This is a genomic window from Arthrobacter globiformis (assembly GCF_030817195.1).
GTDB classification, from domain to species: domain Bacteria; phylum Actinomycetota; class Actinomycetes; order Actinomycetales; family Micrococcaceae; genus Arthrobacter; species Arthrobacter globiformis_D.
This window is the reverse complement of the sequence record NZ_JAUSYZ010000001.1, coordinates 4,539,285-4,561,527: the sequence shown is the minus strand read 5'-3', so window position 1 is coordinate 4,561,527 and position 22,243 is coordinate 4,539,285. Positions and strand designations below refer to the sequence as shown.

Genomic DNA, 22,243 nt, shown 5'->3' with positions numbered 1-22,243 from the left:
CCGGGAACGAATCCCGGCCATGGTGCTCAGAGTAGCCCCAATCCGGGCACCAAAGGGAGCCTTTTGTCCATTCGCGTTACTGTTTCGCAACGCGGCGTTCAGACCCGCGGGGACCCCGTCAAACCCGCCCAAAACCCGGGCCTGACCTGCGGAGTGTTGCCCGCGTCACGGAGCGGACCGGAAATCTTGTACGATGGATGGGCCGTGCGAACCTTCGATGCTCCACGAGTTTTTGTACACATACGGTCCTCAAGAGGGGCCTGAAGTCGAATTATCTGTACAAAAACTCCAGGTTCCGGAACCGGCAGTGCCCCATCCAAGGCAACCCCCGACCTACAAGGAACAGTTGTGCCTCAAAGTACCCCCACAGAACTTATGAGCCCGACGGCTCCATCCGCCGCCGTCGACTCGACCCTCAGCGCCGAGGGCTACAAGAAGACCCTGAGCCGGCGCCACGTCACGATGATCGCGATGGGCGGCGCCATCGGCGTCGGCCTCTTCATGGGAGCCGGCGGCCGGCTGGCCTCCACCGGACCCGCGCTGATCTTCTCCTACGCCATCGCCGGCGTCATCGCCTACCTGCTAATGCGCGCCCTCGGTGAGCTCATCATGTACCGCCAGACCTCCGGTTCCTTCGTGAGCTACGCCGGCGAACTGTTCGGCAAGAAGGGCGCCTACCTGTCCGGCTGGATGTACTTCATCAACTGGGCCATGACCGGCATCGCCGAGCTGATCGCGATCGGCCTCTACTTCCAGTTCTTCTTCCCCAACGTCCCCGTGGAGCTCTCCGCCATCGCAGCGCTGGTGCTGCTGGTGGCCGTGAACCTGCTCAGCGTCAAGGCCTTCGGCGAATTCGAGTTCTGGGCATCCTGCCTTAAAGTCGGCGCCATCGTGATCTTCCTGGCCGTGGGCACCTTTATGGTGGTCACCAACGCCAAGGTGGGCGCCGGCCACGCGTCGCCGGTCAACCTTTTCGCCGGCGACGGCGGCATGTTCCCCAAGGGCGCCCTCGTGATGATCCTGGTGCTCAACGCCGTCATCTTCGCCTACAACGCGATTGAACTCGTGGGCATCACTGCGGGCGAGATGGAAAACCCGGAACGCGAAGTGCCCAAGGCGATCCGCGCGGTCGTGATCCGCATCGTGGTGTTCTACGTCGGCTCCGTGACCCTGCTGGCCATGCTGCTGCCCTCCGACCAGTACAAGGCCGGCACCTCGCCGTTCGTCACCGTCTTCGGGCAGATGGGCCTGCCGTGGATGGGCGACGTCATGAACATGATCGTGATCACCGCTGCGCTGTCCTCCTGCAACTCCGGCCTGTACTCCATTGGCCGGATCTTCCGCACCATGGCCAACAACGGCCACGCCCCGCAGTGGCTGACCAGGATGTCCAGCCGCCACGTGCCGTACGCCGCCATCCTGGCCATCGCCTCCGTGTACCTCGTGGGCATCCTGCTCAACATCTGGCTGGGCGGCTCGCATGCGTTCGACCTCGCGCTGAACACCGCCTCGATCGGCGTGATCTTCACCTGGGGCTCCATCTTTGCCAGCCAGATCGCGCTGCGCAAGAAGAAGGGCAACGTCTCCAGCCTGCCCATGCCGGGTTCGCCGTGGACCAGCTGGGCCGGACTCGTGGCGCTGCTGGCCATCACTATCCTGATCGGCTTCGACACCATGACGGACAAGGCCACGGGCGAGGTCTACCTCCTGGGACTGTGGACCCTGGCCAGCATCCCGTTCTTCGCCCTGGTGCTGTGGCTGGGCTGGCAGAAGGTCAAGAACAACGAGCCGAAGAGTGAGCTCTTCAGCTAGCTTCCTGTTTTGATCACGACTTTTTGACCTCGGCGGCGGGCCCTCCTTCTCCAGGAGGCGCCCGCCGTCGTCATTCCCCCATCGATTGCTCCGTAACGGCCCTTCTGAGCGTTCAAAAGGGCACTTACGGAGCAATCGATGTCAGGTTTTCAGGTGTTTTGCGAAGTGGTCCTCGATCCGGCGCCACGCCTGCGGGGCTGCGGCCGGATCCGGACCGATCCCCATCACGCGCGTCAGCGGGCGCAGTGCCCGGGGGCCTTCCTCCTGGTCGTTCAGGAAGGAGTGCCCCGCCGTCGGGAACTCCTTGACGTCGTGTTCGACGCCCACTGCATCCAGGGCGGATTCCAGCCTTGCCGCGGCACCGCGCAGGGTGCGGTCCTTCGCGCCGTAGTTCGCGACGAGGGGGCAGGCGCCCGGAGCGCCGGCTCGAGGTCGCGGGGGAGCCGGCCGTAGTTCACCGACGCGGCGTCGAAGCCGTCGTTGGCCGCAAGCAGCGCGAAGCCGCCGCCCATGCAGAAGCCGATGACGCCTGTCCGGCCGGTTGAGAGGGGCGAGGCCTGGAGCCAGGACCGTGCGGCGGCGATGTCGGCAAAGACCCGGCCTTTGCCGGTGACCATGGATTTCATGGTGCCCATCAGGCAGCGGCGCGGGCCGCCGTCGCTGAAGAGATCGACGGCGAGGGTGAGGTAACCGGCCGCCGCGAGCCGGTCCGCGTGCCGGCGGATCTGGTCATTGAGGCCGAACGCCTCGTGGATCATCACGACGGCGGGAAAAGGGCTTTCGCCGGCGGGTGTGGCGAGGTAGCCGCGAAGGGTCTTGGATCCGCCGGCGCCGGCTGCCCCGCCCAGGTCTACGTGGGTCATGCGCCCAGTCTTGCACGTGCCGTCTGCGGGGCATCGGGCCTGGGAGGCCGGGACGTCAGGCCCTGGAAGGTCAAAAAGCGGCGACGCCGGGCTCCCCCCAAGGGAGTCCGGCGTCGCCGCTTTGTTTATCGCGTATCAATCCCGCTTGAATTCGTCCTTGACGTCTTCGCCGACCTTCTTGGCGTCGGCCACAACCTGGTCCTTTTGGCCCTCTGCCTTCAGGCGATCATTGTCCGTCGCGTTGCCTGCCGCTTCCTTCGCCTTACCGCCGAAGTCCTCTGCAGCGTTCTGGATCTTGTCTCCGATACCCATGGTGGGCACCACCTTCCGTTGCCGGTTGATCTGACAAAGCCGTTTCAGCCTAACACAAAGCATGCTTACTATTTCAAGCCATGCTGTGCATTTCCTCATGAGGCCCCGGGCTGCGGCGTGGGGAGGCGGGAGCCGGGGGCGCGAGAATGTCGGCCGCTGACGCTAGGCTCGAAGGCATGGATCACAGCATCAGCCTGAGTCAGCACGTGAACGCCGGCCCGGAGAAAGTCTGGCGGGTTATCTCGGATGTACCGGGGTCCGCCGCCACGCTCTCGGGAATCGAATCCATCCAGATGGTCAGCGAGGGCCCCTACGGCGAAGGCACCCGCTGGAAGGAGACGCGGTCCACGATGGGCCGGCGCGAAACCGTGGAAATGTGGGTGTCCCAGGCGGATCCGCCGCACAGCACAACGGTGAAGGCGCTGCAGGGCGGAGCGGACTACACCTCCCGGTTCACGCTGGAGGAGCGGGGCGGCGGGACGGACCTGACCATGACCTTCGGTGCCGAGGTCCTCAGGCCCACCGTGTTCAGCCGTCTGATGCTTGCCGTCTTCGGGCGGATGGGCCTGAACATGGCGCGGAAGGCCCTGGCGAAGGATCTCGCCGAAATCGCAGCGAAAGCGGAGCAGCTGTAGTGGCGGGAAGGGCTGCGGGCAAACCCCGCCAAGGTTCGGCCTCGAAGGTCACACCCCCGAGGCTGGCGCCGGTCCGGCTGGAAGACCTGCGGCATGACGATGCACCGGACTTCAGCCGCGCCGCGCGGTATGACGGCATGCGGTACAGCAGGGCGGCTGCCGACGGGCTGGAGCTGAGCGGCATCACCTTCGCCGAATGCGAATTCGCCGGGGTCTCCTTCAACGAAGCGCAGCTGCGGGGCGCCACCTTCCGGGACTGCGTCATTGAGGAGGCCTTCGCGCCCGTCCTGAACGCCGCCCGGTCCACGCTGCACGACGTTGTCTTCAGCAATCCCCGGTGGGGGTCGGCCGAGCTTTATGAGGGCGGCTGGCAGTCGGTGCGGATCGACGGCGGCAAGATCGACTACCTGAACCTGCGCGGATCGCGGCTGGCGGACGTGCTGATCAGCGACTGCATCATCAGCGAGCTGGATTTGGGTTCCGCCACCGCGGCCCGGGTGGCATTGAAGAACTGCACCATCGGCAGCCTGGACCTTGCCGGCGCCAGGCTGAAGGATTTCGACCTGCGCGGCACGGACTTCCGGAGCATCAGCGGCCTGGGGAGCCTGGCCGGCGTCGTGATCGACGAGTACCAGCTGGGGCTCCTGGCGCCGCTCCTCGCGGCCCACCTCGGCGTCGTGGTCGCCTGACGCGCATATGTCACCTGATGCGGGTGGTGCCCTGACGCGCCCCGCCCGAGGGGCTGATGAGTTTTTGTCCACTTGTCACGACTTCGAGGCCCTTTACGTCGCGACAAGAAGACAAAAACTGCCGTCCCGTTGACCGGTTGCCCGCACCGTGTAATCTTTATAGAACGAACGGTCGGTAATTTATTCGCTCCGGCCCAGCTTCTGCGAAAAGGATGTTCTCATGGTCGAGGCTTTTCTGGTCGGCGGTGCCCGTACTCCGGTAGGACGATACGGCGGAGCGCTCTCGGCGGTCCGGCCCGATGATCTGGCCGCGCTGGTGGTCCGCGAGGCCGTGGCCAGGGCGGGCGTGGATCCGGACGCGATCGATGAGGTCATCCTCGGCAACGCCAACGGCGCCGGCGAGGAGAACCGCAACGTGGCACGCATGGCCACCATCCTCGCCGGCCTCCCGCTGCACATCCCCGGCATCACCGTGAACCGGCTCTGCTCCTCGGGCCTGAGCGCCATCATCATGGCCAGCCAGATGATCAAGTCCGGGGCTGCGGATATCGTGGTGGCAGGCGGAGTGGAGTCCATGAGCCGCGCCCCCTGGGTCCAGGAGAAGCCGCAGACGGCCTTCGCGAAGCCCGGGGACATCTTCGACACCTCCATCGGCTGGCGCTTCGTGAACCCCCTGTTCACGAAGGGTGAGCTGTCGCGGGACGGCAAGATGACGTTCTCCATGCCGGAAACCGCCGAGGAAGTGGGCCGCGTGGACGGCATTTCCCGCGAGGACGCCGACGCCTTCGCCGTCCGCTCCCATGAAAGGGCACTCGCGGCCATCGCGGCGGGCCGCTTCAAGGACGAAATCGTCCCGGTGACGGTCAAGACCCGCAAGGCCGAGAACGTGGTGGACACGGATGAGGGTCCGCGTGCCGGCACCTCCATGGAGGTTCTGGCCGGCCTGCGCCCCGTGGTTCCCGGCGGCTCTGTGGTCACGGCCGGCAACTCGTCCTCCCTCAACGACGGCGCGTCCGCCATCATCGTGGCCTCCGAAGCCGCGGTCCAGCGGCTCGGCCTCACGCCCCGTGCCCGCATCATCGACGGCGCCTCCGCGGGCTGCGAGCCGGAAATCATGGGCATCGGCCCGGTTCCGGCGACCCAGAAGGTGCTTAAGCGGAGCGGGCTCAGCGTCGGTGACCTTGGCGCCGTCGAACTTAACGAAGCGTTTGCCACCCAGTCCCTGGCCAGCGTGCGGCGCCTTGGGCTGGACCCGGACATCGTGAACAACGACGGCGGCGCGATCGCTTTGGGGCACCCGCTGGGTTCGAGCGGCTCCCGGATCGCCATCACCCTGCTGGGCCGGATGGAGCGCGAAGATGCGCGGATCGGCCTGGCCACCATGTGCATCGGCGTGGGCCAGGGCACGGCCATGCTGCTGGAGCGCGTGTAGTGCCGGGCCAGGACAGCGCGAACGGACACTTGAGCACCCGGGAGTTCAGCACCCTCCTGGTCGAAGAGCGCGAGGACCGGGTGGTGGTGCTCCTCAACCGCCCGGACGTCCGGAACGCGATCGACCAGCAGATGGTGGACGAGCTCCATGCCGTGTGCGCCGAGCTGGAGCAGGACCCCAAGGTCCTCATCATCGCCGGCACCGAGGGCGTTTTTGCCTCGGGAGCGGACATCGCGCAGCTGCGGGAGCGGCGCCGCGACGACGCGCTGCAGGGCATCAACTCCACGATCTTTGTGCGCATCGCCAAGCTGCCCATGCCGGTGATCGCGGCGCTGGACGGCTACTGCCTGGGCGGCGGGGCAGAGCTGGCCTATGCCGCCGACTTCCGGATCGGCACCCCGGCCGTGCGGATCGGCAACCCGGAGACCGGATTGGGAATTCTGGCCGCTGCCGGTGCCAGCTGGCGCCTGAAGGAACTCGTGGGGGAGCCCGTGGCCAAGGAAATCCTGCTGGCCGGACGGGTCCTCAAAGCCGAGGAGGCCCTCGCCGTCAACCTGGTCACCGAACTCCACGAGGCCGCCGAGCTCATGGACGCCGCCCACCGGCTCGCCGACCGCATCGCCCGGCAGGACCCGCTGGCCGTCCGGATCACCAAATCGGTGTTCCACGCGCCGGCCGAGGCGCACCCGCTGATCGACCAGCTGGCGCAGGGAATCCTGTTCGAATCTCAGGCTAAGTTCGACCGGATGCAGGCCTTCCTGGACAAGAAAAGCGACAAGAAGAAAAACCCGGACAGCACCACAGACAGGACCAACTCATGACCGCCATTCCCCAGAACGTCGGAGTCCTCGGCGGCGGCCGGATGGGCGCAGGAATCGCCCACGCCTTCCTCATCAACGGCGCCACCGTCGTGGTGGTGGAGCGCGACGACGACGCTGCCGCCGGCGCACGCGCCCGGGTCACCGAGGCCGTGGCCAAGTCCGCTTCCCGGGGCGTCCTGGACGGAGCCCCGGAGGATGTCCTGGCCCGGTTCGGCACGTCCACCGACTACTCGGCCTTCGCCGGCTGCGGCCTCGTGGTCGAGGCGGTTCCGGAGGACTTCGAGCTGAAAGTCAGTGCCCTGAAGGCCGTGGAGGAACAGCTGGCGCCCGGGGCGTTCCTGGCCTCCAACACGTCGTCGCTCTCGGTCACCGACCTCGCCGCCCAACTGCAGCGGCCGGCCAGCTTCGTTGGGCTGCACTTCTTCAATCCCGTGCCCGCCTCCACCCTCATCGAGGTGGTGGTGGCCAAGGAGACCTCACCCGAACTGGCGGCCGAAGCGAAAGGCTGGACGGAGGCGCTGGGCAAGACCGCCGTCGTCGTCAACGATGCCCCGGGGTTCGCGTCCTCACGGCTGGGCGTGGCCATTGCGCTGGAGGCGATGCGCATGGTGGAGGAGGGCGTGGCCTCCGCGGAGGACATCGACGCCGCCATGGTGCTGGGCTACAAGCACCCCACCGGCCCGCTGAAGACCACCGACATCGTGGGCCTGGACGTCCGCCTGGGCATCGCCGAATATCTGCACTCGACGCTGGGGGAGCGCTTCGCGCCGCCTCAGATCCTTCGGGACAAGGTGGCCCGCGGCGAACTGGGCCGCAAGACCGGCAAGGGCTTCTTCGACTGGGCGGACTGACGCCCGGAAAGCTGGCTAGCCGGAAAGCCGGCAGCACCTACAGCAGGCCGACGATGTAGCCGATGAAGAACAGCAGGCACAGCAGCACCAGGATGCCAAGTGCCACTAGCACAGCCACCTGGGTTCCGCGCGGCGGTCCTCCTTCGTCGTGCCCCTGCGGTCCGCCAGTGGAACCCTCAGCGGGCGGTGTTTCCCCGGGCGGCACCCCGCCACCGGGTTCCAGCCCGGTGAGGTGGTCTTCAAGTGGGTCTGGGTTTTGGCTACTCACAGTGTCCTCCTGTACTGGATTGCGGACGGCTACAGAGATTCGAGTTTCTGCCGGAGCCCGTTCAGGGCCGGGTCGCGCAGCTTCATGAACTGCGGAGTGAGGAACGGCTGCAGCAGCTTGTAGGGCCAGTTGATGCTGAACTGCGCCGTGTACAGGATCTCGGAACCGGAGCTGAGCGAGCGCACATCGATGGAGTCAAACGCCACGAGGTTCCGGTGCTCGCCCCGGAGCTTGATGTGGTTGTCAAACAGTTCGATGACCTCGTATTCGATGGGCTGGCGCTTGTTCCGGAACAGGGCCTCGGCGTGGTAGCGGTGGCCGACGGCGACGGGTCCTTCGGTCAGCTTGTCCATTACCGCTGTGCCCGGGTCCCACTCGCTGGTGTGTTCGAAGGCGGACAGGTAGGCGAACGCAGTCCGCGCCGGCAGGGAAGAAGCAACAGTGCCCGAGACTGTGATCATGACACCAGCCTAGCCACGCAGGAGGCCGGGCACACCGTGTTGGAGCGGGCCGCGGGGACTAGTCCAGAGCGGCCCTGATAGAGGCCGCGTAACCCTCGGCGTAGCCGTCGGCCGTCGGGTGGAAGATGTCCGCGGACGACGTGCCGCACGTAGCGGTGGCGGTACAAAGCGGCGGCAGGCCCACGATCCACGGCTGCGGTGATCCGATTCCATGGCCAGCAAACGCGCGAGACACGTCCACGTAGTGAACCTTCGAGCGACCGCCGTCGGCTGCCCGGGCGGCGTTGGCAATGACCGCGTTCAGCTGCTGCGTTAGCCCGTTCACCGGATCAGCAGCCGGGCCGCTGCCAGGCTCGAACAGCAGCGGATACCCCGTCACGTAGATGTCAGCACGCGGTGCCTTCGCCTTGACATCCGCCAGCATGGCCAGAAGGTCCTGGAAGAACGGGCTCGTCGCCGGGCTGTTGAGGGCCTGTTGCAGGACTGCTGCCCGCTGGGCCAGGGCAGCAGGGCACGCCGGACCGGTGTCCTGCGAACAGATCACCAGCGCGCCAATGGAGTCGAGGTCGTTGCCTCCGGCGGTCACGGTCACCAGGTCCACCTTCTTGCTCAGCGAGGGGATCTGCTCGGCCCGGACGGTGCCTGTGGTGGCGCCGCTGCAGGCCGCACTCCCGGTAAGGCTGATCTTGCGCGCCGCGTCCAGCAGCGCCGGATAGCTGTGGTCACTCCGCAGGCATGCGTCCACGTACGGCCCGGCGCCTTGGCCCGCGGCATACGAATCGCCCAGGGCGACATAGGAATCGAACCGGTCTGCGGATGCCGGTGCGGCGGTCAGGCCGGCCAGAAGCAAGGCCGCCAGGACGCCGGTAAAACGGGCGATCCGCCGTCGCAAAGGCTTTTTGGCTGTCATCAGAATCCCCATATTCGCTCAGGCCGGAGTGCGGCGCCCATTCCCCAAGGGTACGCCCGCCGTCAACGCCTGGGCCGGGCAGTTCGGTCATCCGGCAGCACGCAACCTGCCGCCGAACCCCGTGCGCCTGCCGGGGCAGGTGTGGTTAGCTGGCTCCGTGAATGCGAGGGGACAAATCAACTGGGACGGGGCGGTGAACGCCTGGCTTGTGGCTGGCTCTGTCTACCGGATGGGGCGGCGGGAATGGCTCACGGAGGCAGGCTGGAAGGAAGCGTACACCGACGGCATCCGCACGATCATTGACCTCCGGAATCCCGGCGAACGGCAGCGCCGGCCCACCGATCCGGACGTGGGCGAGGCGCTCGACGCGTTCGACGTCGTCCTGGCACCCACCGAGGATCCGGAAAACCCCGAGTTCAAAGCCCTGTGCGACCCCTACCTGAACGATCCCGCACACTATGCCGCCAACGCCCGCCTCTTTCCGGACAGGCTGGCCGCCGTGTTCAAGGCCGTGGCTGCCGCACCAGGGGGCGTCGTGATCCACTGCTCCGCCGGCAGGGACCGCAGCGGCATGATCGCGGCCATGCTTCAGGACCTTGCGGGCGCCAGTGATTCCGAGATCGTGGCCAGCTATCAGGCCGCCATGCGCAGCATCAACGAACGCCACCGGACCATGTGGCCGCCGCATCCGCATGAGCGCTGCCTCGACGAGGAAACCCTGTCCCCCCTCCTGGAGACCCGCGGGGCGCAGGTACTGGACTTCGTGCGGCAGCTCAACACACGGGAATACCTGCTGCGGAACGGCGTCACGGAGTCGGAGCTGGAAGCAGTGCTGGCCGCCCTCGGCGCTAGGGTTGCCCTGTGACTTCTCCCGCATCCGGCCGGGCGCTCCGGCGCGCACTCGCCCTGGCGGCGGCGGTGGCGCTGGGCGCCCCGCTCGCCTCAGCCCCGGCTTACGCTGCCTTGGACAGGACGACGACGGCGGAGGTCGACGGCGCGGTCACACCGCCGGCGGTGCCGTCCCCGTCTCCGGATCCGGCGGCCGGCGCATCGGCGGCCGGCCTTGCCGAGGCCGTTGCGCGCGATCTGGGCATGACGCTGGAGGAATTCAACGCCGCAGGGGAGCAGGAAAAACGGGCGGCCGCGGAAAGTGCCGTTCCGGAAACGACTGCCCCCGCGACTGGTGCCCCGGAACCAGGCACCGGGAACGCCGCGGCGGGGCAAACCGAGAAGGACCTTCGTGCCGCGAGCGTCGAGCAGCTTTACCGGGCGTACCTGCGTGAGGTGGGACCTGCCGGGCTCCAGGCCGTGGCCGAGGCGGACGGCAAGTTCATCATCCGCACGGGCGGGGTCAACGAGCCCCAAGCGGAGCCGCAGCCCGCAACAGCAGCGGACGGCACCCAAGAAAACGGCGCCGGTCCCGCGACGGGGCAAGCTCCGGCGTCGGCGGACGCGCTGAGCGGCGGGCGACTGTCGCCGTCGGAATTCGTGGAGCAGTATGCCAACGTGGTCCTCGAGACCGGCGAACCCCTGGCCCCGGAGGAGGACTTCTTCGGCGGACAGGGGTACCGGATCGACGGCGGGGTAGTCTGTTCCGCCGGCTTCAGCGCGTTCAGCCCCGACGGCAAGCCTTTGGTCCTCACCGCCGGCCACTGTACCGACGACGGCGCCGCGCGGCTCGCCGAGGTGACCCTGCCGGCCGGCGACCCAGCCGGAGGATTCGCGGCCGAAAACGCGGTCACCGGGGAACTCGGGACCTTCGGCTTCAGCCAGTTCGGCGGCCCCGGGAACTCAAGGGTCGCGGACCCGGAGAATCCCGGCGCCCCGGGGAACGACATCGCGGTCATCGGCTCCATCCGCGCGGACCTTGACCCGCTCCCGGCCACCACCACGTGGGAGGACGCCACCAGCCTGGGGACCGGCTCCGTGAAGATCGTGGGGACGACGTCGCCGTTTGTGGGGCAGGCCGTGTGCCGTTCCGGGCGGACCGCCGGATGGTCATGCGGCACCGTGGACGAGGTGGGGATCTACATCGTGGGCGGAGGCTCGGGCGACCCTGCCGACCTGCGCTCCTTCAGCGGCTTCCTCTCCAGGTCCGTGCAGTCCAGCGGCGGTGATTCCGGCGGGCCATGGATCAGCGGGAACTACGCCGTGGGCACGCACTCCGCGGGAAACTCCAGCGACTCCACAGAGAACTTCGCCGTTGCCGCGACGCTGGAGGATTCGATGTCAGTCCTGCAGGGCGTGCAGCTGCGGCTGTTCCTGAACAGGCCGGTCCTGGCCGGGTCCCTGCCGGCAGAGCCGGTTGCCCCGGGGCAGCGGATCACGGGCCGGCTGGCCACGGACCCGGCCACCGACGTTCCGGCGGGAACCCAGGTCCGGGTGACGTTCCCGGGCAGCGAACCGTTCGACGTGGACGTGGACGCCACGGGCAACTGGACCTTCACCGCGCCCGGCTCCGGCACGGGGTTCACGGCCCAGGCGACGAATGGCTTCAGCCGCTCCGAGCCGAGCAGCTTCAGCACCGTGCCGAAGCCCACGGTGCCGAAGCCAGGGGTGCCTGCGCCGGGCGGTTCCGGCGCGGGTACGCCAGACCCCGGCGGGTCGCCGGCTGCGTCCCCGCCACCCTCGGTGCAGGGTGGCGAGCCGGCGGTGCTGCCGCCCGCGCCTCAGCCGTCGGTGGTGGCGGTGCTTCCTGCCGCCGGCCCCTCCGCGGCTGCAGGACCGGATGGGGCGGCAGTTCCAGACCAGGATGCGGCGCCGCTGCGGCTCGCCGACACGGGGGTATCGGGCCTGGCCACCGCCGTTGCCGGGGCGGGAGTCGCACTGCTGCTCGGTGTCGTGTTGCTCGTAGTCGTGCGGCGCCGCGGCAGGCGCTAGCCGATGGTTGCCGCTTCGTCCAGGGTGTGCGGCTCGAAGTGCTCGATGATGTCGCGGATGGACGCGAGGCCCTCGGTGAACGTCGCCGAGGCGCGCCACTGTTCGACCTGCTCGAGTGACGCCCAGGGCCCGGTGCTGATGAAGCGGTTGGGGACGTCGCGGTCACGCATCAGCAGGCCCCGCCCGCCCGGATATTCCTTGTGGGTTCGGTCGGCCATGTCCTTCCAGGCCTTCACGAACTCGTCCTCGTGGCCGGGCTTCACGAGCCAGATACCCAACGTGTATACGGACACAGCCACCACCTCCATTGGTGTGCAGAGCGGATACCTGATTATCTTCCCGCGCCGCGGCGCGCGGAAGATGCTAGCAGTTGGTCGGCTTGTATTCATAAGCGCCGGCGTCGGCCTGTCCGGATCCTGAGCATTGACCGTTCTGCGGCACGGAAGCCTGGTCCAGGTCTACCTCGGACGGGCTGCTGCCCGCGCGGTCTATCGCCGGGCTGCCGCCGGTGAGGTGGAGGTCTTCCGGGGGATCGACGAACTCTGTGGGGGCCGTCGTCGAACTGTTGTCCAGAGGGACGTTGCTGGGACCGTTGACGACGTTGGACTGTTCCGTCCAGCCGGAGCCGTCCATCCACAGGGCGTCGCGCACGGCCACGAGGATGTTGGCCCGGATGACGGTCGAGGAGGGGCAGGACGCGTGGCAAACGACGGCGCGCGAATGGCTGCCGTTGAGCCATACCGTGTTGAATTCGAAGGTGGTGCTGTTCGTGGGGCCGAACCGTGTGTCCGGGCCGCGGATGATCAGGCCGGCGGCCTCGGCGCATTCCGCGCCGCACGAGGATCGGATCAGGTTGTAGCGGAAAACGTTGCCGTCGGCTGCTCCGTCGGAGCGCCCGATCTCGGAAAACACGTTGTTGTCGATGGCCTTGTTGTGGTGGATGTTGTTGCGGCTGCCGTTGTAGATCTCGAAGGCGCTTCCGTCCCGGCTGAAGTCATAGGAGGATGCGGTGGAACCGGTGACGGTGTTGCCGGAGAACTCGTTGTCGTTGCCGTTGATCAGCACGCCGAACGCGCCCGAATCGTCGGTGCAGTTGGCCGCTTCCGGCGTGCCGCACTGGTCTCCCGGCGTATTGACGTTCATAACGTTGTTGTCCGTCAGGACATTGTTGGAGTAGGTTCCGAAGTCGGAGCCCGTGCCCACTTTGATTCCGGCAGTGTTGTCCGAGGCCTCGGAATTCTTCACCACCACGTGGTCGCCGTAGACGTTGAAGCCCGCGTACCCGCAGTTTGTGGCCCGCAGCCCGTCCACCTCGATGTAACTGCCGTTCAGCCGGAAGCAGTTTCCGCCCTCCCCGCTGGTTATGGTCGGCAGGTCCCCGTTCCCGTAGCTGTTCAGCCGGATGGCCGACGACGGCGTTCCGCTTTCGTCCAAAACGACGTTGCCGATCCACTCGTCACCCCTGCGGAAACTGAGGGACTCACCGGGTTTGAAGGCCGTTTCGTTGACTTTCATCAGCGACTGCCAGGGCGAATCCGGGGACGTCCCGGAGTTGGTGTCGCTGCCCTCCGCGCTCACGTAATAGTGGGTGGACGGCGTCGAAGGGGTCGTCGTGGAGACACAGCCCACCAGCAGGACCGCGAGGAAAGCCACCATCGCGGCGGCGGCCCTTGTGGTACGTGTGCTCATGATTGCACCTGCCGGAGGCGGACAAGGAGGGCCCGGCCCAGCAGCGCCGCTGCCTCTGGTCCGGAGCGGCCAGAGTATAAAGCGCCCGGGGCAATGTCAACGGGACTGTGCGGGCAACGTGACGGGGGCGGTTCGAAAGGCGGGCGGTGGCACCCGGGGGTGGCCCGCCGTCGAACGCCGAACTGCAGCCGCCTAGGCGAGCGGTGCGGGCCGCACGCGGACCGGGGCCAGCAGGCTGATGAGCAGGATGGCGGTGACGGACCCGGTGGCCATGATCGAGGCCAGCACCACGATCTGGAACCGGCCGGCCTCCAGCGGTGAAAGACCGCCGAAGATCGCCCCGACGAAGGCTCCCGGTAGGGTGACCAGGCCCGTTGTCTTGGTCTGGTCCACCGAGGGAATGAGCGCGGAGTACACGGCGCCGCGGGCCATCTCGCGGGTGGCCTGCCGGGGAGAGGCGCCCAGGGCGAGCCAGCCCTCCACTTGGTCCCAGCGGTCGATGACGGCCTCGTTGAACCTGCGGCCGGCGAGCCCCGCAATCGCCATCGAATTGCCGACGACGATCCCGCCGATCGCCAGAGCGTAGCGGGAGGTGAACTCGATGGCACCGGTCCCGAACACGATGACCAGCGAGGCAAGGATGCCGGCGGCCATCGAGCCGGCTACAACAGCAAGGTGGTGCCAGGACCAGGCGAGCCGGCGTGCGGCGGTAATGGCGGCGACGGTGAACATGCCCCCCAGCGCCACGGCCACCCATTCGGCGCTGGCGATCACGGCGCCGAGGATCAGGCTGACGGCGGCGAGCTGCGCCGCGCCGCGGAGGATGGCGAGGGCCGGAGCGAAAGCATGCGGGACCCGGAATCCTTTGAGGACGGCGGCCGTCAGCGCCATCAGGAGGCCCACCGCGATCAGGGTGGGGGCCAGGCTGCCAAGCTCGATCACGGGATCAGCTTAACCGGGGTGGGGCCGCCGAAGCTTTAGGGGCGGCTGCAGGCAGCAGCCAGTGCGGCCCCGTCAGGGCCCCTGCCAGGGAGCGCGTCAGGCCCGCGGGGCAAGCAGCAGGTTGGTGATCCGGAGAGTGCACAGCCGCTGCCCGGCGTCGTTGGTGATCAGCACTTCGTGCGTGGTCAGGGTGCTGCCGAGGTGGATGGGGGTGGCCGTGATGGTGATGAGGCCGCTCCGGGTGGACCGGTGGTGCGTGGCGGAGACGTCAACACCGACGGCGGTCTTGCCCAGTGTGCTGGCGTGGATCACCGCTGCCCACGATCCCACGGCCTCGCCCACGGCCAGGGAGGCGCCGCCGTGCAGGAGGCCGAACGACTGGCGGTTCCCCTCCACCGGCATGGTCGCCACGACCCGGTCGACGGACTCCTCGAGGATCTTCACGCCCATCTTCTCGTCGAGTTCGCCGAGGGTGATCTTCCACAGTTCCCCGGGCGTCGGTCCCTCGGGGACCGGCTTCCGTGCGGCCCCGGCTGCCTGGGGCGCCTGGGGTGCCGCTGCTAGGGATTCCCCGGCTGTGTGGGTGGCCGTCAGTTCTGCGTCGCGGGCTTCGGGCGTCACGTGCTCTCCTCGGTTGGTGTGTTCATTCTCGTCGGTGTCCGCCGTGGCCGGCGGGAAATCACCACTAGTGTGCAGCGGGGCACATTCATGTACTGTAGACATATTACCGAACGGACGGTCAGTAATGTTCTGGCCGGATCAGATTTGTCCCCCGTTGGAAGGACCCGTCAACGATGACCACCACCGCCACTGCCCCCGAAGCCACCCTGGACACCGTGGAAACCGTCCCCAGTTTCGTGCAGGATTCCTGGTGGACTCCCGACGCCGGCTCGGCGGCTTCCGCCGTCGCTGTCCGGGACGCGAGCACGGGGGAGATCCTGGCGAAGGTTAGCACCGACGGCCTGGACCTGGCCGCCGTCGTGGACTACGGCCGCACCACAGGCCAAACGGAACTCGGCAAGCTGACCTTCCACCAGCGTGCCCTCAAGCTCAAGGAGCTGGCGCAGTACCTTAACGCGCGCCGCGAGCACTTCTATGCCTTCTCCGCGCAGACCGGCGCCACCAAGATCGACTCGATGATCGACATCGACGGCGGCATCGGCGTGCTGTTCACGTTCGGCTCCAAGGGCCGGCGCGAGCTGCCCAACGCCCAGGTGGTGGTGGATGGGCCCATGGAGGTGCTGTCCAAGGACGGTTCCTTTGCCGGCGAGCACATCTACACCCGCATCCCCGGCGTCGCCGTGCAGATCAACGCCTTCAACTTCCCGGTCTGGGGCATGCTGGAGAAGCTCGCTCCCGCGTTCATCGCCGGTGTCCCCACCATCGTCAAGCCGGCCACCCCCACCGGCTACGTTGCCGCGGCCGTGGTCAAGGCCATCATCGAATCCAACATCCTGCCCAAGGGCTCGCTGCAGCTGATTTCGGGCTCTGTCCGGGGGCTGCTGGACGTGCTGGACTACCGCGACCTCGTGGCCTTCACCGGTTCGGCGTCCACCGCGCAGTCCCTGAAGTCGCACCCCAATGTGGTGCTGGGCGGAGTGCGGTTCACGTCCGAGACCGACTCGCTCAACGCCGCGATCCTTGGCCCGGACGCCGTCGAAGGCACGCCGGAGTTCGACGCGTTCATCAAGTCCGTGGTCACCGAAATCACGGTCAAGGCCGGCCAGAAGTGCACCGCGATCCGCCGTGCCATCGTGCCGCAGGACCTGGTGCCCGCCGTCGTTTCCGCCATCGGCGCCCGGGTGGAGCAGCGCGTGGTGCTGGGCGATCCCCGGGCCGAGGGTGTCACCATGGGTGCGCTCGCCTCGCTTGAGCAGCTCGCCGATGTCCGCGCCGCTGTCCAGTCCATGCTCGACGCCGGCGGCGAGCTTGCGTACGGAACCCTTGATTCGCCGTCGGTCACCAGCGCGGACGGCGCCAAGGGCGTCACCGAAGGCGGTGCCTTCATGTCTCCCGTGGTGCTTAGCTGGGCCGACGCCGAGGCCGAGCCGGTCCACTCGCTGGAGGCGTTCGGCCCGGTGTCATCGGTGATCGGGTACAAGGACATTCCCGACGCCGTCCGTCTCGCCGCCCGCGGCGGCGGTTCTCTGGTCGCCTCGGTCTGCACGAACGACCCGTCCGTGGCGCAGGAACTGGTCACAGGGATCGCCGCCCACCACGGCCGTGTGCTTATGCTGAACCGCGAGGACGCGCGGTCCTCCACGGGTCATGGTTCGCCTGTTCCGCACCTGGTCCACGGCGGGCCGGGACGTGCCGGCGGCGGCGAGGAGCTGGGCGGCATCCGCTCCGTGATGCACCACATGCAGCGCACTGCCATCCAGGGCTCGCCCAACATGCTGACCGCCGTGACCGGGGTCTGGCACACCGGTGCCGACCGCAACTTCACGGTGGAAACCGAGGGCACCCACCCGTTCCGGAAGTCACTGGAAACCCTGCGCATCGGCGACGCCGTCCGCTCGGACCTGCGGCAGGTAACACTCGAGGACATCTCCGCGTTCGCCAACTCCACCGGCGACACGTTCTACGCCCACACCAACCAGGAGGCCGCCGAGGCCAACCCGTTCTTCCCGGGCATCGTGGCGCACGGCTACCTGCTGCTGGCCTGGGGTGCGGGGCTGTTCGTGGAGCCCGCTCCGGGCCCGGTCCTGGCCAACTACGGGCTGGAGAACCTGCGCTTCATCACCCCTGTGGCTGCCGGCGACTCCATCCGGGTGACGCTGACCGCCAAGAAGATCACCCCGCGCGAGACCGACGAGTACGGCGAGGTGGCCTGGGACGCCGTCCTGACCAACCAGAACGACGAAATCGTGGCCACCTACGACGTCCTCACCCTCGTGGAGAAGTAACCCAGCCCCGCCCGGTGTTTGGGGCGCTTCCTCAGGTCTTGTCGGGTTTTTCCCGACGCTTCCTCAGGTCTTGTCGGGTTTTTCCCGACGCTTCCTCAGGTCTTGTCGGGTTTTTCGCGACGCTTCCGCAATTCGCCCCAGCAGAGTGGAATTTTCCCATGATCTTTCGGGGTTGCCCGGGCGTAAAATGACCCCCGTAGGAGGTGGCGAAATGACCCTAGCACTTAGAACAGCCACAACCGTCCTGCCTGTCGATGATCCGGACCGCGCCCGCGGATTTTACGCGGAAACGTTGGGCCTCCCACACCGCGGCAAGGCTGAAGATGGAAGCGATTTATTCGGCAACGCTGACGGCCCCATGCTGCAGCTGATGCCTGTCAAAGACGGAAAGCATTCCGAGCACACCACATTGAGTTTCGAGGTCACGGATATTGAACGGACCGTCCAGGACATGGAGTCCAGGGGCGTTCGGTTCCAGGACTATGACCTTCCTGATCTGAAGACCGATCACCACATCTGTTCAACTGAGGCCGAGAAATGCGCCTGGTTCATGGATACCGAAAACAACATCCTCTGCATTCACGAGAGGCTCGGAACCCAGGCTGAGTATCAGCTCTGATCCGTCCCACGGTCGAAGGTTCCCAAACCCTTCCTCACCTAGGTGAGGGAGGGTTTGGTTTTAACCGGCGAGAGGTGAGGGAGGGTTTGGTTTTGGGGGGCGAAAGGTGAGGGAGGGTCTAGGACCAGGGGGTGACCGGATGCTCCTGCGGCTCGCCGTCCACGGACACGTCGGCCCGCTCGTTGAAGAAGCAGACCAGCCCGTGGATCTGCCGCGCGTCGATGAACCGCGAGTCGTAGGCCCAGGCGATGTTCCTGCCCCGGGCCGACTCCGGGTAGCTCCAGTACTTGGCCTGCCCCTTGTACGGACAGATGGTCCGGTGCGGGCTGGTCTCGAGCAGGTCCAGCCGGACGTCCTCTGGCGGTATGTAGTACCGGACGGGGAGCATCGTCTCGTACAGCAGGTGGGCTCCGACGGTATCGGCCAGCACCACGCCGTCGAGCTTCACTTCGATGCGCCGCAGCGTAGCGCGGATGTCCACGCGGTGGAACGGGTCCCGGGGGTGCCCGATGATCTCCTCGTGGTCCTCGAGCCAGTGGAACGCGCCGAAATCCAGCACGACGTACCCCGCCAGGTCCGGATCCGACGGCCGGAATGCCGCCCGGGGCACGCTGAAGGCGGATGCCACGACGTCGAGCTCCTCGCCCGCCGCCGTGTGCCGCCGGAACCCTGTCCGAGGGTCCAGCGCCGGCGGGGCGTCGGCCATCAGCCGGACGGGATACTCGTCCGGACCGGCGTCCCCTTCTGCTGCGGGCGGCTCGAGCCGTGCCAGCAGATCCTTCTCGGGGACGGCGTATACGGGAGTGACGCGTTTCGGCTCCCAGACCAAAAGCGCTTCCTGGGTGTCGACGACGGGACTCCCGTCGATGCCCGCCCGGATCCTTTTGGGCGTGGGCTGGTACCGGAGATCAGGAAAGACGCCGAACAGAAGATCCGACAGTTTCGTGGCCATGCATTCAGGGTGGGCATCAGAATGCCCGGGCGTCAACGCCTAATTTCTAGCCTGTCAGGGTTTCGCGTGCAGGCCGTCGAACGCCATGGTGATGACGTCGTCAGCCAGCTTTTCCGGCGACAGGGAACCGCCCGGCTTGTACCACTCAACGATCGAGTTGATGGTTCCGAACAGGAGCCGGGTGACCGTGCGGGGGTCGATGTCCTGGCGCAGCGATCCCTCGTCGCGGGCCGCGGAGATCAGCCCCGCCACCTTGTGGTCGAAGGCGCGCCGGCGTTCCATGGCGTTGCGCTCGATGTCCGTGTTGCCGCGCAGCCGCAGCAGCAGCGTGACGAAGGGAAGCCGCTCCACCAGCACGGCGATGGTCTGGCGCAGCACGAACTCCAGCCGTGCGTCGGCCGCCCCCGAGGTGGCCCCCGGCTGGTCCAGGATGGCCTCCAGGCCGCCGAGCGCGTGGTCGAGGGCGAGCTTGAGCAGGTCGCCCTTGGACGGCACATGATGGTAGATCGCCGACTTGGAGATGCCGAGGTTCTCCGCCAGGATGCCCATGGATGTGGCATCGTAGCCGTGGCGGTTGAAGACGTCGACGGCGATCAGCAGCACGGACTGCTGGTCGTAGCCGGGACGGCCGCGCTTGGTGGGGGATGCTGTGCTGGCTGCTGTACTGGGCATACGGGCTATTTTCTCATGAACGTTCGGTAATCCCGCGACGCTCGAAAAAATAAAGCGCCACAGGCACGCCCGCTCGGGCGGGGCTGGCGGCTAAAACCGTCGGCAGACCGCCCATTCGGAGGGTCTCCGCATCTGGCCATCAGCCTTTCCCCAAGGTCCGAACCCCACAGTTTCGCCAGGGGAATCAGTGCGGCAAAGCTGATCCTCGGGACAAAGGGGTCCCCGTGGTCAGTGTTCGGTCTCAGAACCACATGTTGGGATGACGACCGGGGCAATGGAATTGGCATGTGCCCCATGCCAAGGAGGCACTGAGCATGTCTGAAGAATCTGCAAACACCAACGGGCTGAGGCGCCGCACGCTACTTCGCCTGGGCGCGGCCGGCGGGGCCGGGGCGGCGCTCGCGGCCGCACAAACCTGGGCCGGTCCGCTGCTCGCCCAAAGGGGGCTGCTTTCGCCTGACGGCGCTTTCGCCGCCACGTCGACGGCGCTTAGTGACACCGTTTTCTATATTGAAAAGTACCCCACGAGCCCGCTGATCCTCTCGCCGTTCAGCGACCCGCTGCCGATCCCCAAAGCGCTCGCCCCGGTGCCGAAATCGGTGGTTGGTACTTGGAGCAACCCGCCCGGACCGGGACCGGGCCAGCAGAACTCGCTGCGCAACGAGCAGCACCAGCTCTGGCCGAGCCGGCTCGGCTATCCGGACCCGATAGTCTACAAGATCAACGTGCTGGTCCGGACCCACGCGTTCACGACGTCCCAAGTGCTGCCCATTGACGACGAGGGCGACCCCACAGAATCCTTCGACGCGAACCGCAAAAAGTATCCGGCGGGCACCAAGCGCACGCTGCCCCTCAGCACTATCTATGGGTTTAACGGCATATTCCCCGGGCCCATGATCAACGCGGAGTACGGCAGGCCCGTCTTGGTGCGGTTCGAGAACCACCTGGACGAGAATCCGCTGAACCTGGACCGCCAGGACTTCGGTTCGCCGGACTGGTCCTCACTGACCCACCTGCACAACGGTCACACCGCGCCGGAAAGTGATGGCAACCCGCACTACTCGATGATGGCCGGGCCGAAGCGCCCGGGCTTCCTGCCAAAGATGTTCGTCGACAACCTGTACCTGAACTGGCCAGCCGGGGGCGATGACCTGGAGAAGCAGAGCTTTTTCTGGTTCCACGATCACACGATGGACCACACCGGCTCGAACGTCTACAAGGGCCTGGTGGGCCTGTACCCCATCTACGACCCGAAGAACGGCATGGACATGGGCGACGAGCGGCAGGGGCTGCGGCTGCCCGGCGTCCGCACCAACAACCCGGACGGGTCCTTCGACGTCAAGTTCGATGTTCCCCTGGCCTTCGCCGATGTCCGCCTTGATGATGGCGTCACCGTCCACAAGGACATCCACGACGTGCAGGGCGAGTTCCCGGCCGCGAAGAACCCGGCCGAGCACCCGGAGTGGTGGGGCAAGACGTTCTACAAGCACTTCCCCAACCACGGGTTTGTGGGCGACATCTTCACCGTGAACGGCACGGCTTCCCCGGTGATGGAGGTGAAGCGGCGCAAGTACCGCTTCCGGTTCCTGGACGCCTCGGTTTCGAGGATCTACGAGTTCAAGCTGATGAGCTCGACGCTCGGCCCGAAGTCGTCGGCTTCGCTCGGTTACGTGGATGACGAGCTGGAGGGGCAGTACCGCATCCCGGACGGGCAGCAGTGCATGCAGTTCACCCAGATCGCGTCCGACGGCGGGCTGTTGCCGTTCCCGCTCAGGCGCGATTCCTTTGAACTGTGGCCCGCGAAGCGCCGTGAAGTCATCATTGATTTCACCCGGTACCAGGACGGCACTCCCACCACCAAAGGCGACGTCGTCTACCTGACCAACGTCATGAAGATGCCCAACGGCCGGATGTGGACCAACTCGTCCCGTTTCTTCCCCGACCCGAAGTACAAGGTTCCGGTGCTCAAATTCGTGATCGGCGACACCGTGCCGGACGACAGTCGAATCCCCACGGCACTCCGGCCGCTTCCGCCGTTGCCGAGCAACTGGCAGAGCATGATGGACAACCGGCTGATATTCGAGGTGAAGCGCGGCACCCTGGGAGGGGAGACCGAATGGCTCATCAACGGCAAGCCCTTCGACCCGGCGGCGGTGGCCGCTAGCCTGAGAAATCCCGCCGGACGCACGCCCCTGGCCCAGCAGAGAAAAGGCAGCTTCAACCTGTGGGAGCTCCGCAACGGAGGCGGTGGCTGGGTACACCCGTTCCATCTGCACATGGAAGAACACCGCACGGTCATGCGCAATGGCAAGGACGTGACCCGTGCAGGAGATCCAGGGCATCCCGACGACGTCTCGAAGGAAGACCTCGCGGCACTCGATCCCGGCGAGTCGGTGATCCTCTACCGGGGCTTCCGGGACTTCGTAGGCCCGTATGTGGCGCACTGCCACAATCTGGCCCACGAGGACCACGCCATGATGTTCGGCTGGTCGATCACGCCGTGACCTGCCACTGATGACGTGCGCCCGG

General features: G+C 66.8%; 21 protein-coding genes and 1 pseudogene. 11 read left to right on the top strand and 11 right to left on the bottom strand.

Translation table 11 applies throughout. The annotated features are described in order from the left end of the window. Positions 1-348 precede the first annotated feature (348 nt). The gene (locus QF036_RS20900) at positions 349-1,812 is read left to right on the top strand and encodes an amino acid permease (protein ID WP_307104954.1); all 1,464 of its coding nucleotides are present in this window, start codon (positions 349-351) and stop codon (positions 1,810-1,812) included. 141 nt (positions 1,813-1,953) lie between these two features. On the opposite strand, the pseudogene QF036_RS20895 reads toward QF036_RS20900, so the two are convergent. Further along, positions 1,954-2,675 (bottom strand): annotated as a pseudogene (locus QF036_RS20895) (dienelactone hydrolase family protein). Positions 2,676-2,810: 135 nt separating this feature from the next. Then, on the bottom strand, positions 2,811-2,987 hold the full coding sequence (locus QF036_RS20890; protein ID WP_003797692.1) for a CsbD family protein: 177 nt from the start codon (positions 2,985-2,987) through the stop codon (positions 2,811-2,813). A gap of 176 nt (positions 2,988-3,163) precedes the next feature. Here QF036_RS20890 and QF036_RS20885 point away from each other — a divergent pair, with 176 nt between their 5' ends. The 5 genes from QF036_RS20885 to QF036_RS20865 all read left to right on the top strand — a co-directional run bounded on the left by QF036_RS20885 (position 3,164) and on the right by QF036_RS20865 (position 7,415). After that, a complete protein-coding gene (locus QF036_RS20885; RefSeq protein ID WP_307104953.1) occupies positions 3,164-3,622 on the top strand; it encodes an SRPBCC family protein in 459 nt (152 codons plus the stop codon). After that, positions 3,622-4,311 (top strand): pentapeptide repeat-containing protein, encoded by a 690-nt coding sequence (locus tag QF036_RS20880; protein ID WP_307104951.1) that lies wholly within the window; start codon positions 3,622-3,624, stop codon positions 4,309-4,311. The genes QF036_RS20885 and QF036_RS20880 overlap by 1 nt, the downstream gene beginning before the upstream one ends. A gap of 220 nt (positions 4,312-4,531) precedes the next feature. After that, positions 4,532-5,743: a thiolase family protein gene (locus QF036_RS20875; RefSeq protein WP_307104948.1), complete on the top strand. Its 1,212-nt coding sequence runs from the start codon at positions 4,532-4,534 to the stop codon at positions 5,741-5,743. Continuing rightward, positions 5,743-6,564 (top strand): enoyl-CoA hydratase/isomerase family protein, encoded by an 822-nt coding sequence (locus QF036_RS20870; protein ID WP_307104946.1) that lies wholly within the window; start codon positions 5,743-5,745, stop codon positions 6,562-6,564. The genes QF036_RS20875 and QF036_RS20870 overlap by 1 nt, the downstream gene beginning before the upstream one ends. Next, complete coding sequence (locus QF036_RS20865) at positions 6,561-7,415, top strand: 3-hydroxyacyl-CoA dehydrogenase family protein (protein WP_307104945.1); 855 nt, start codon at positions 6,561-6,563, stop codon at positions 7,413-7,415. The genes QF036_RS20870 and QF036_RS20865 overlap by 4 nt, the downstream gene beginning before the upstream one ends. Before the next feature lie 37 nt (positions 7,416-7,452). Here the strand turns inward: QF036_RS20865 and QF036_RS20860 are convergent, their stop codons facing one another. Genes QF036_RS20860 through QF036_RS20850 form a run of 3 tightly spaced genes read right to left on the bottom strand, consistent with a single transcriptional unit; the run spans position 7,453 to position 9,054 of the window. After that, positions 7,453-7,683 (bottom strand): DUF6480 family protein, encoded by a 231-nt coding sequence (locus tag QF036_RS20860; RefSeq protein WP_307104944.1) that lies wholly within the window; start codon positions 7,681-7,683, stop codon positions 7,453-7,455. Positions 7,684-7,712: 29 nt separating this feature from the next. Next, entirely contained in the window at positions 7,713-8,144 is a 432-nt protein-coding gene (locus QF036_RS20855) for an SRPBCC family protein (protein WP_307104942.1), read from the bottom strand. Between the two features lie 58 nt (positions 8,145-8,202). Further along, complete coding sequence (locus QF036_RS20850) at positions 8,203-9,054, bottom strand: SGNH/GDSL hydrolase family protein (RefSeq protein ID WP_307104940.1); 852 nt, start codon at positions 9,052-9,054, stop codon at positions 8,203-8,205. 157 nt (positions 9,055-9,211) lie between these two features. On the opposite strand from QF036_RS20850, the gene QF036_RS20845 reads away from it, so the two are divergent. Together QF036_RS20845 and QF036_RS20840 are read left to right on the top strand one after the other, a co-directional pair. Continuing rightward, entirely contained in the window at positions 9,212-9,919 is a 708-nt protein-coding gene (locus QF036_RS20845; RefSeq protein WP_307106033.1) for a tyrosine-protein phosphatase, read from the top strand. Beyond that, positions 9,916-11,934, top strand: a complete 2,019-nt coding sequence (locus QF036_RS20840; protein ID WP_307104939.1) for a S1 family peptidase — start codon at positions 9,916-9,918, stop codon at positions 11,932-11,934. Before QF036_RS20845 ends, QF036_RS20840 begins: the two co-directional genes overlap by 4 nt. On the opposite strand, the gene QF036_RS20835 is transcribed toward QF036_RS20840, so the two are convergent. From QF036_RS20835 to QF036_RS20820, 4 genes are all read right to left on the bottom strand, one after another. Next, positions 11,931-12,242, bottom strand: a complete 312-nt coding sequence (locus tag QF036_RS20835) for an antibiotic biosynthesis monooxygenase family protein (protein ID WP_307104937.1) — start codon at positions 12,240-12,242, stop codon at positions 11,931-11,933. The two genes, QF036_RS20840 and QF036_RS20835, sit on opposite strands and share 4 nt — an antisense overlap. A 55-nt stretch (positions 12,243-12,297) precedes the next feature. Continuing rightward, a complete protein-coding gene (locus QF036_RS20830; RefSeq protein ID WP_307104935.1) occupies positions 12,298-13,623 on the bottom strand; it encodes a hypothetical protein in 1,326 nt (441 codons plus the stop codon). 192 nt (positions 13,624-13,815) lie between these two features. Continuing rightward, on the bottom strand, positions 13,816-14,565 hold the full coding sequence (locus QF036_RS20825) for an ABC transporter permease (RefSeq protein ID WP_307104934.1): 750 nt from the start codon (positions 14,563-14,565) through the stop codon (positions 13,816-13,818). Positions 14,566-14,661: 96 nt separating this feature from the next. Next, entirely contained in the window at positions 14,662-15,051 is a 390-nt protein-coding gene (locus tag QF036_RS20820; RefSeq protein ID WP_373460311.1) for a PaaI family thioesterase, read from the bottom strand. 308 nt (positions 15,052-15,359) lie between these two features. On the opposite strand from QF036_RS20820, the gene paaZ reads away from it, so the two are divergent. Both paaZ and QF036_RS20810 read left to right on the top strand, forming a co-directional pair. Beyond that, positions 15,360-17,471 carry a phenylacetic acid degradation bifunctional protein PaaZ gene (gene paaZ / locus QF036_RS20815; RefSeq protein WP_307104932.1) on the top strand — a complete coding sequence of 704 codons (2,112 nt, stop codon included), beginning with the start codon at positions 15,360-15,362 and terminating at the stop codon, positions 17,469-17,471. A 211-nt stretch (positions 17,472-17,682) separates the two neighbouring features. Further along, entirely contained in the window at positions 17,683-18,090 is a 408-nt protein-coding gene (locus QF036_RS20810; protein WP_307106029.1) for a VOC family protein, read from the top strand. Between the two features lie 118 nt (positions 18,091-18,208). On the opposite strand, the gene QF036_RS20805 is transcribed toward QF036_RS20810, so the two are convergent. Together QF036_RS20805 and QF036_RS20800 are read right to left on the bottom strand one after the other, a co-directional pair. Further along, complete coding sequence (locus QF036_RS20805; protein ID WP_307104930.1) at positions 18,209-19,042, bottom strand: DUF427 domain-containing protein; 834 nt, start codon at positions 19,040-19,042, stop codon at positions 18,209-18,211. A gap of 54 nt (positions 19,043-19,096) precedes the next feature. Then, entirely contained in the window at positions 19,097-19,714 is a 618-nt protein-coding gene (locus tag QF036_RS20800; RefSeq protein ID WP_307104928.1) for a TetR/AcrR family transcriptional regulator, read from the bottom strand. A gap of 314 nt (positions 19,715-20,028) precedes the next feature. Here QF036_RS20800 and QF036_RS20795 point away from each other — a divergent pair, with 314 nt between their 5' ends. Next, positions 20,029-22,218 (top strand): multicopper oxidase family protein, encoded by a 2,190-nt coding sequence (locus QF036_RS20795; RefSeq protein WP_307104926.1) that lies wholly within the window; start codon positions 20,029-20,031, stop codon positions 22,216-22,218. Positions 22,219-22,243 lie beyond the last annotated feature (25 nt).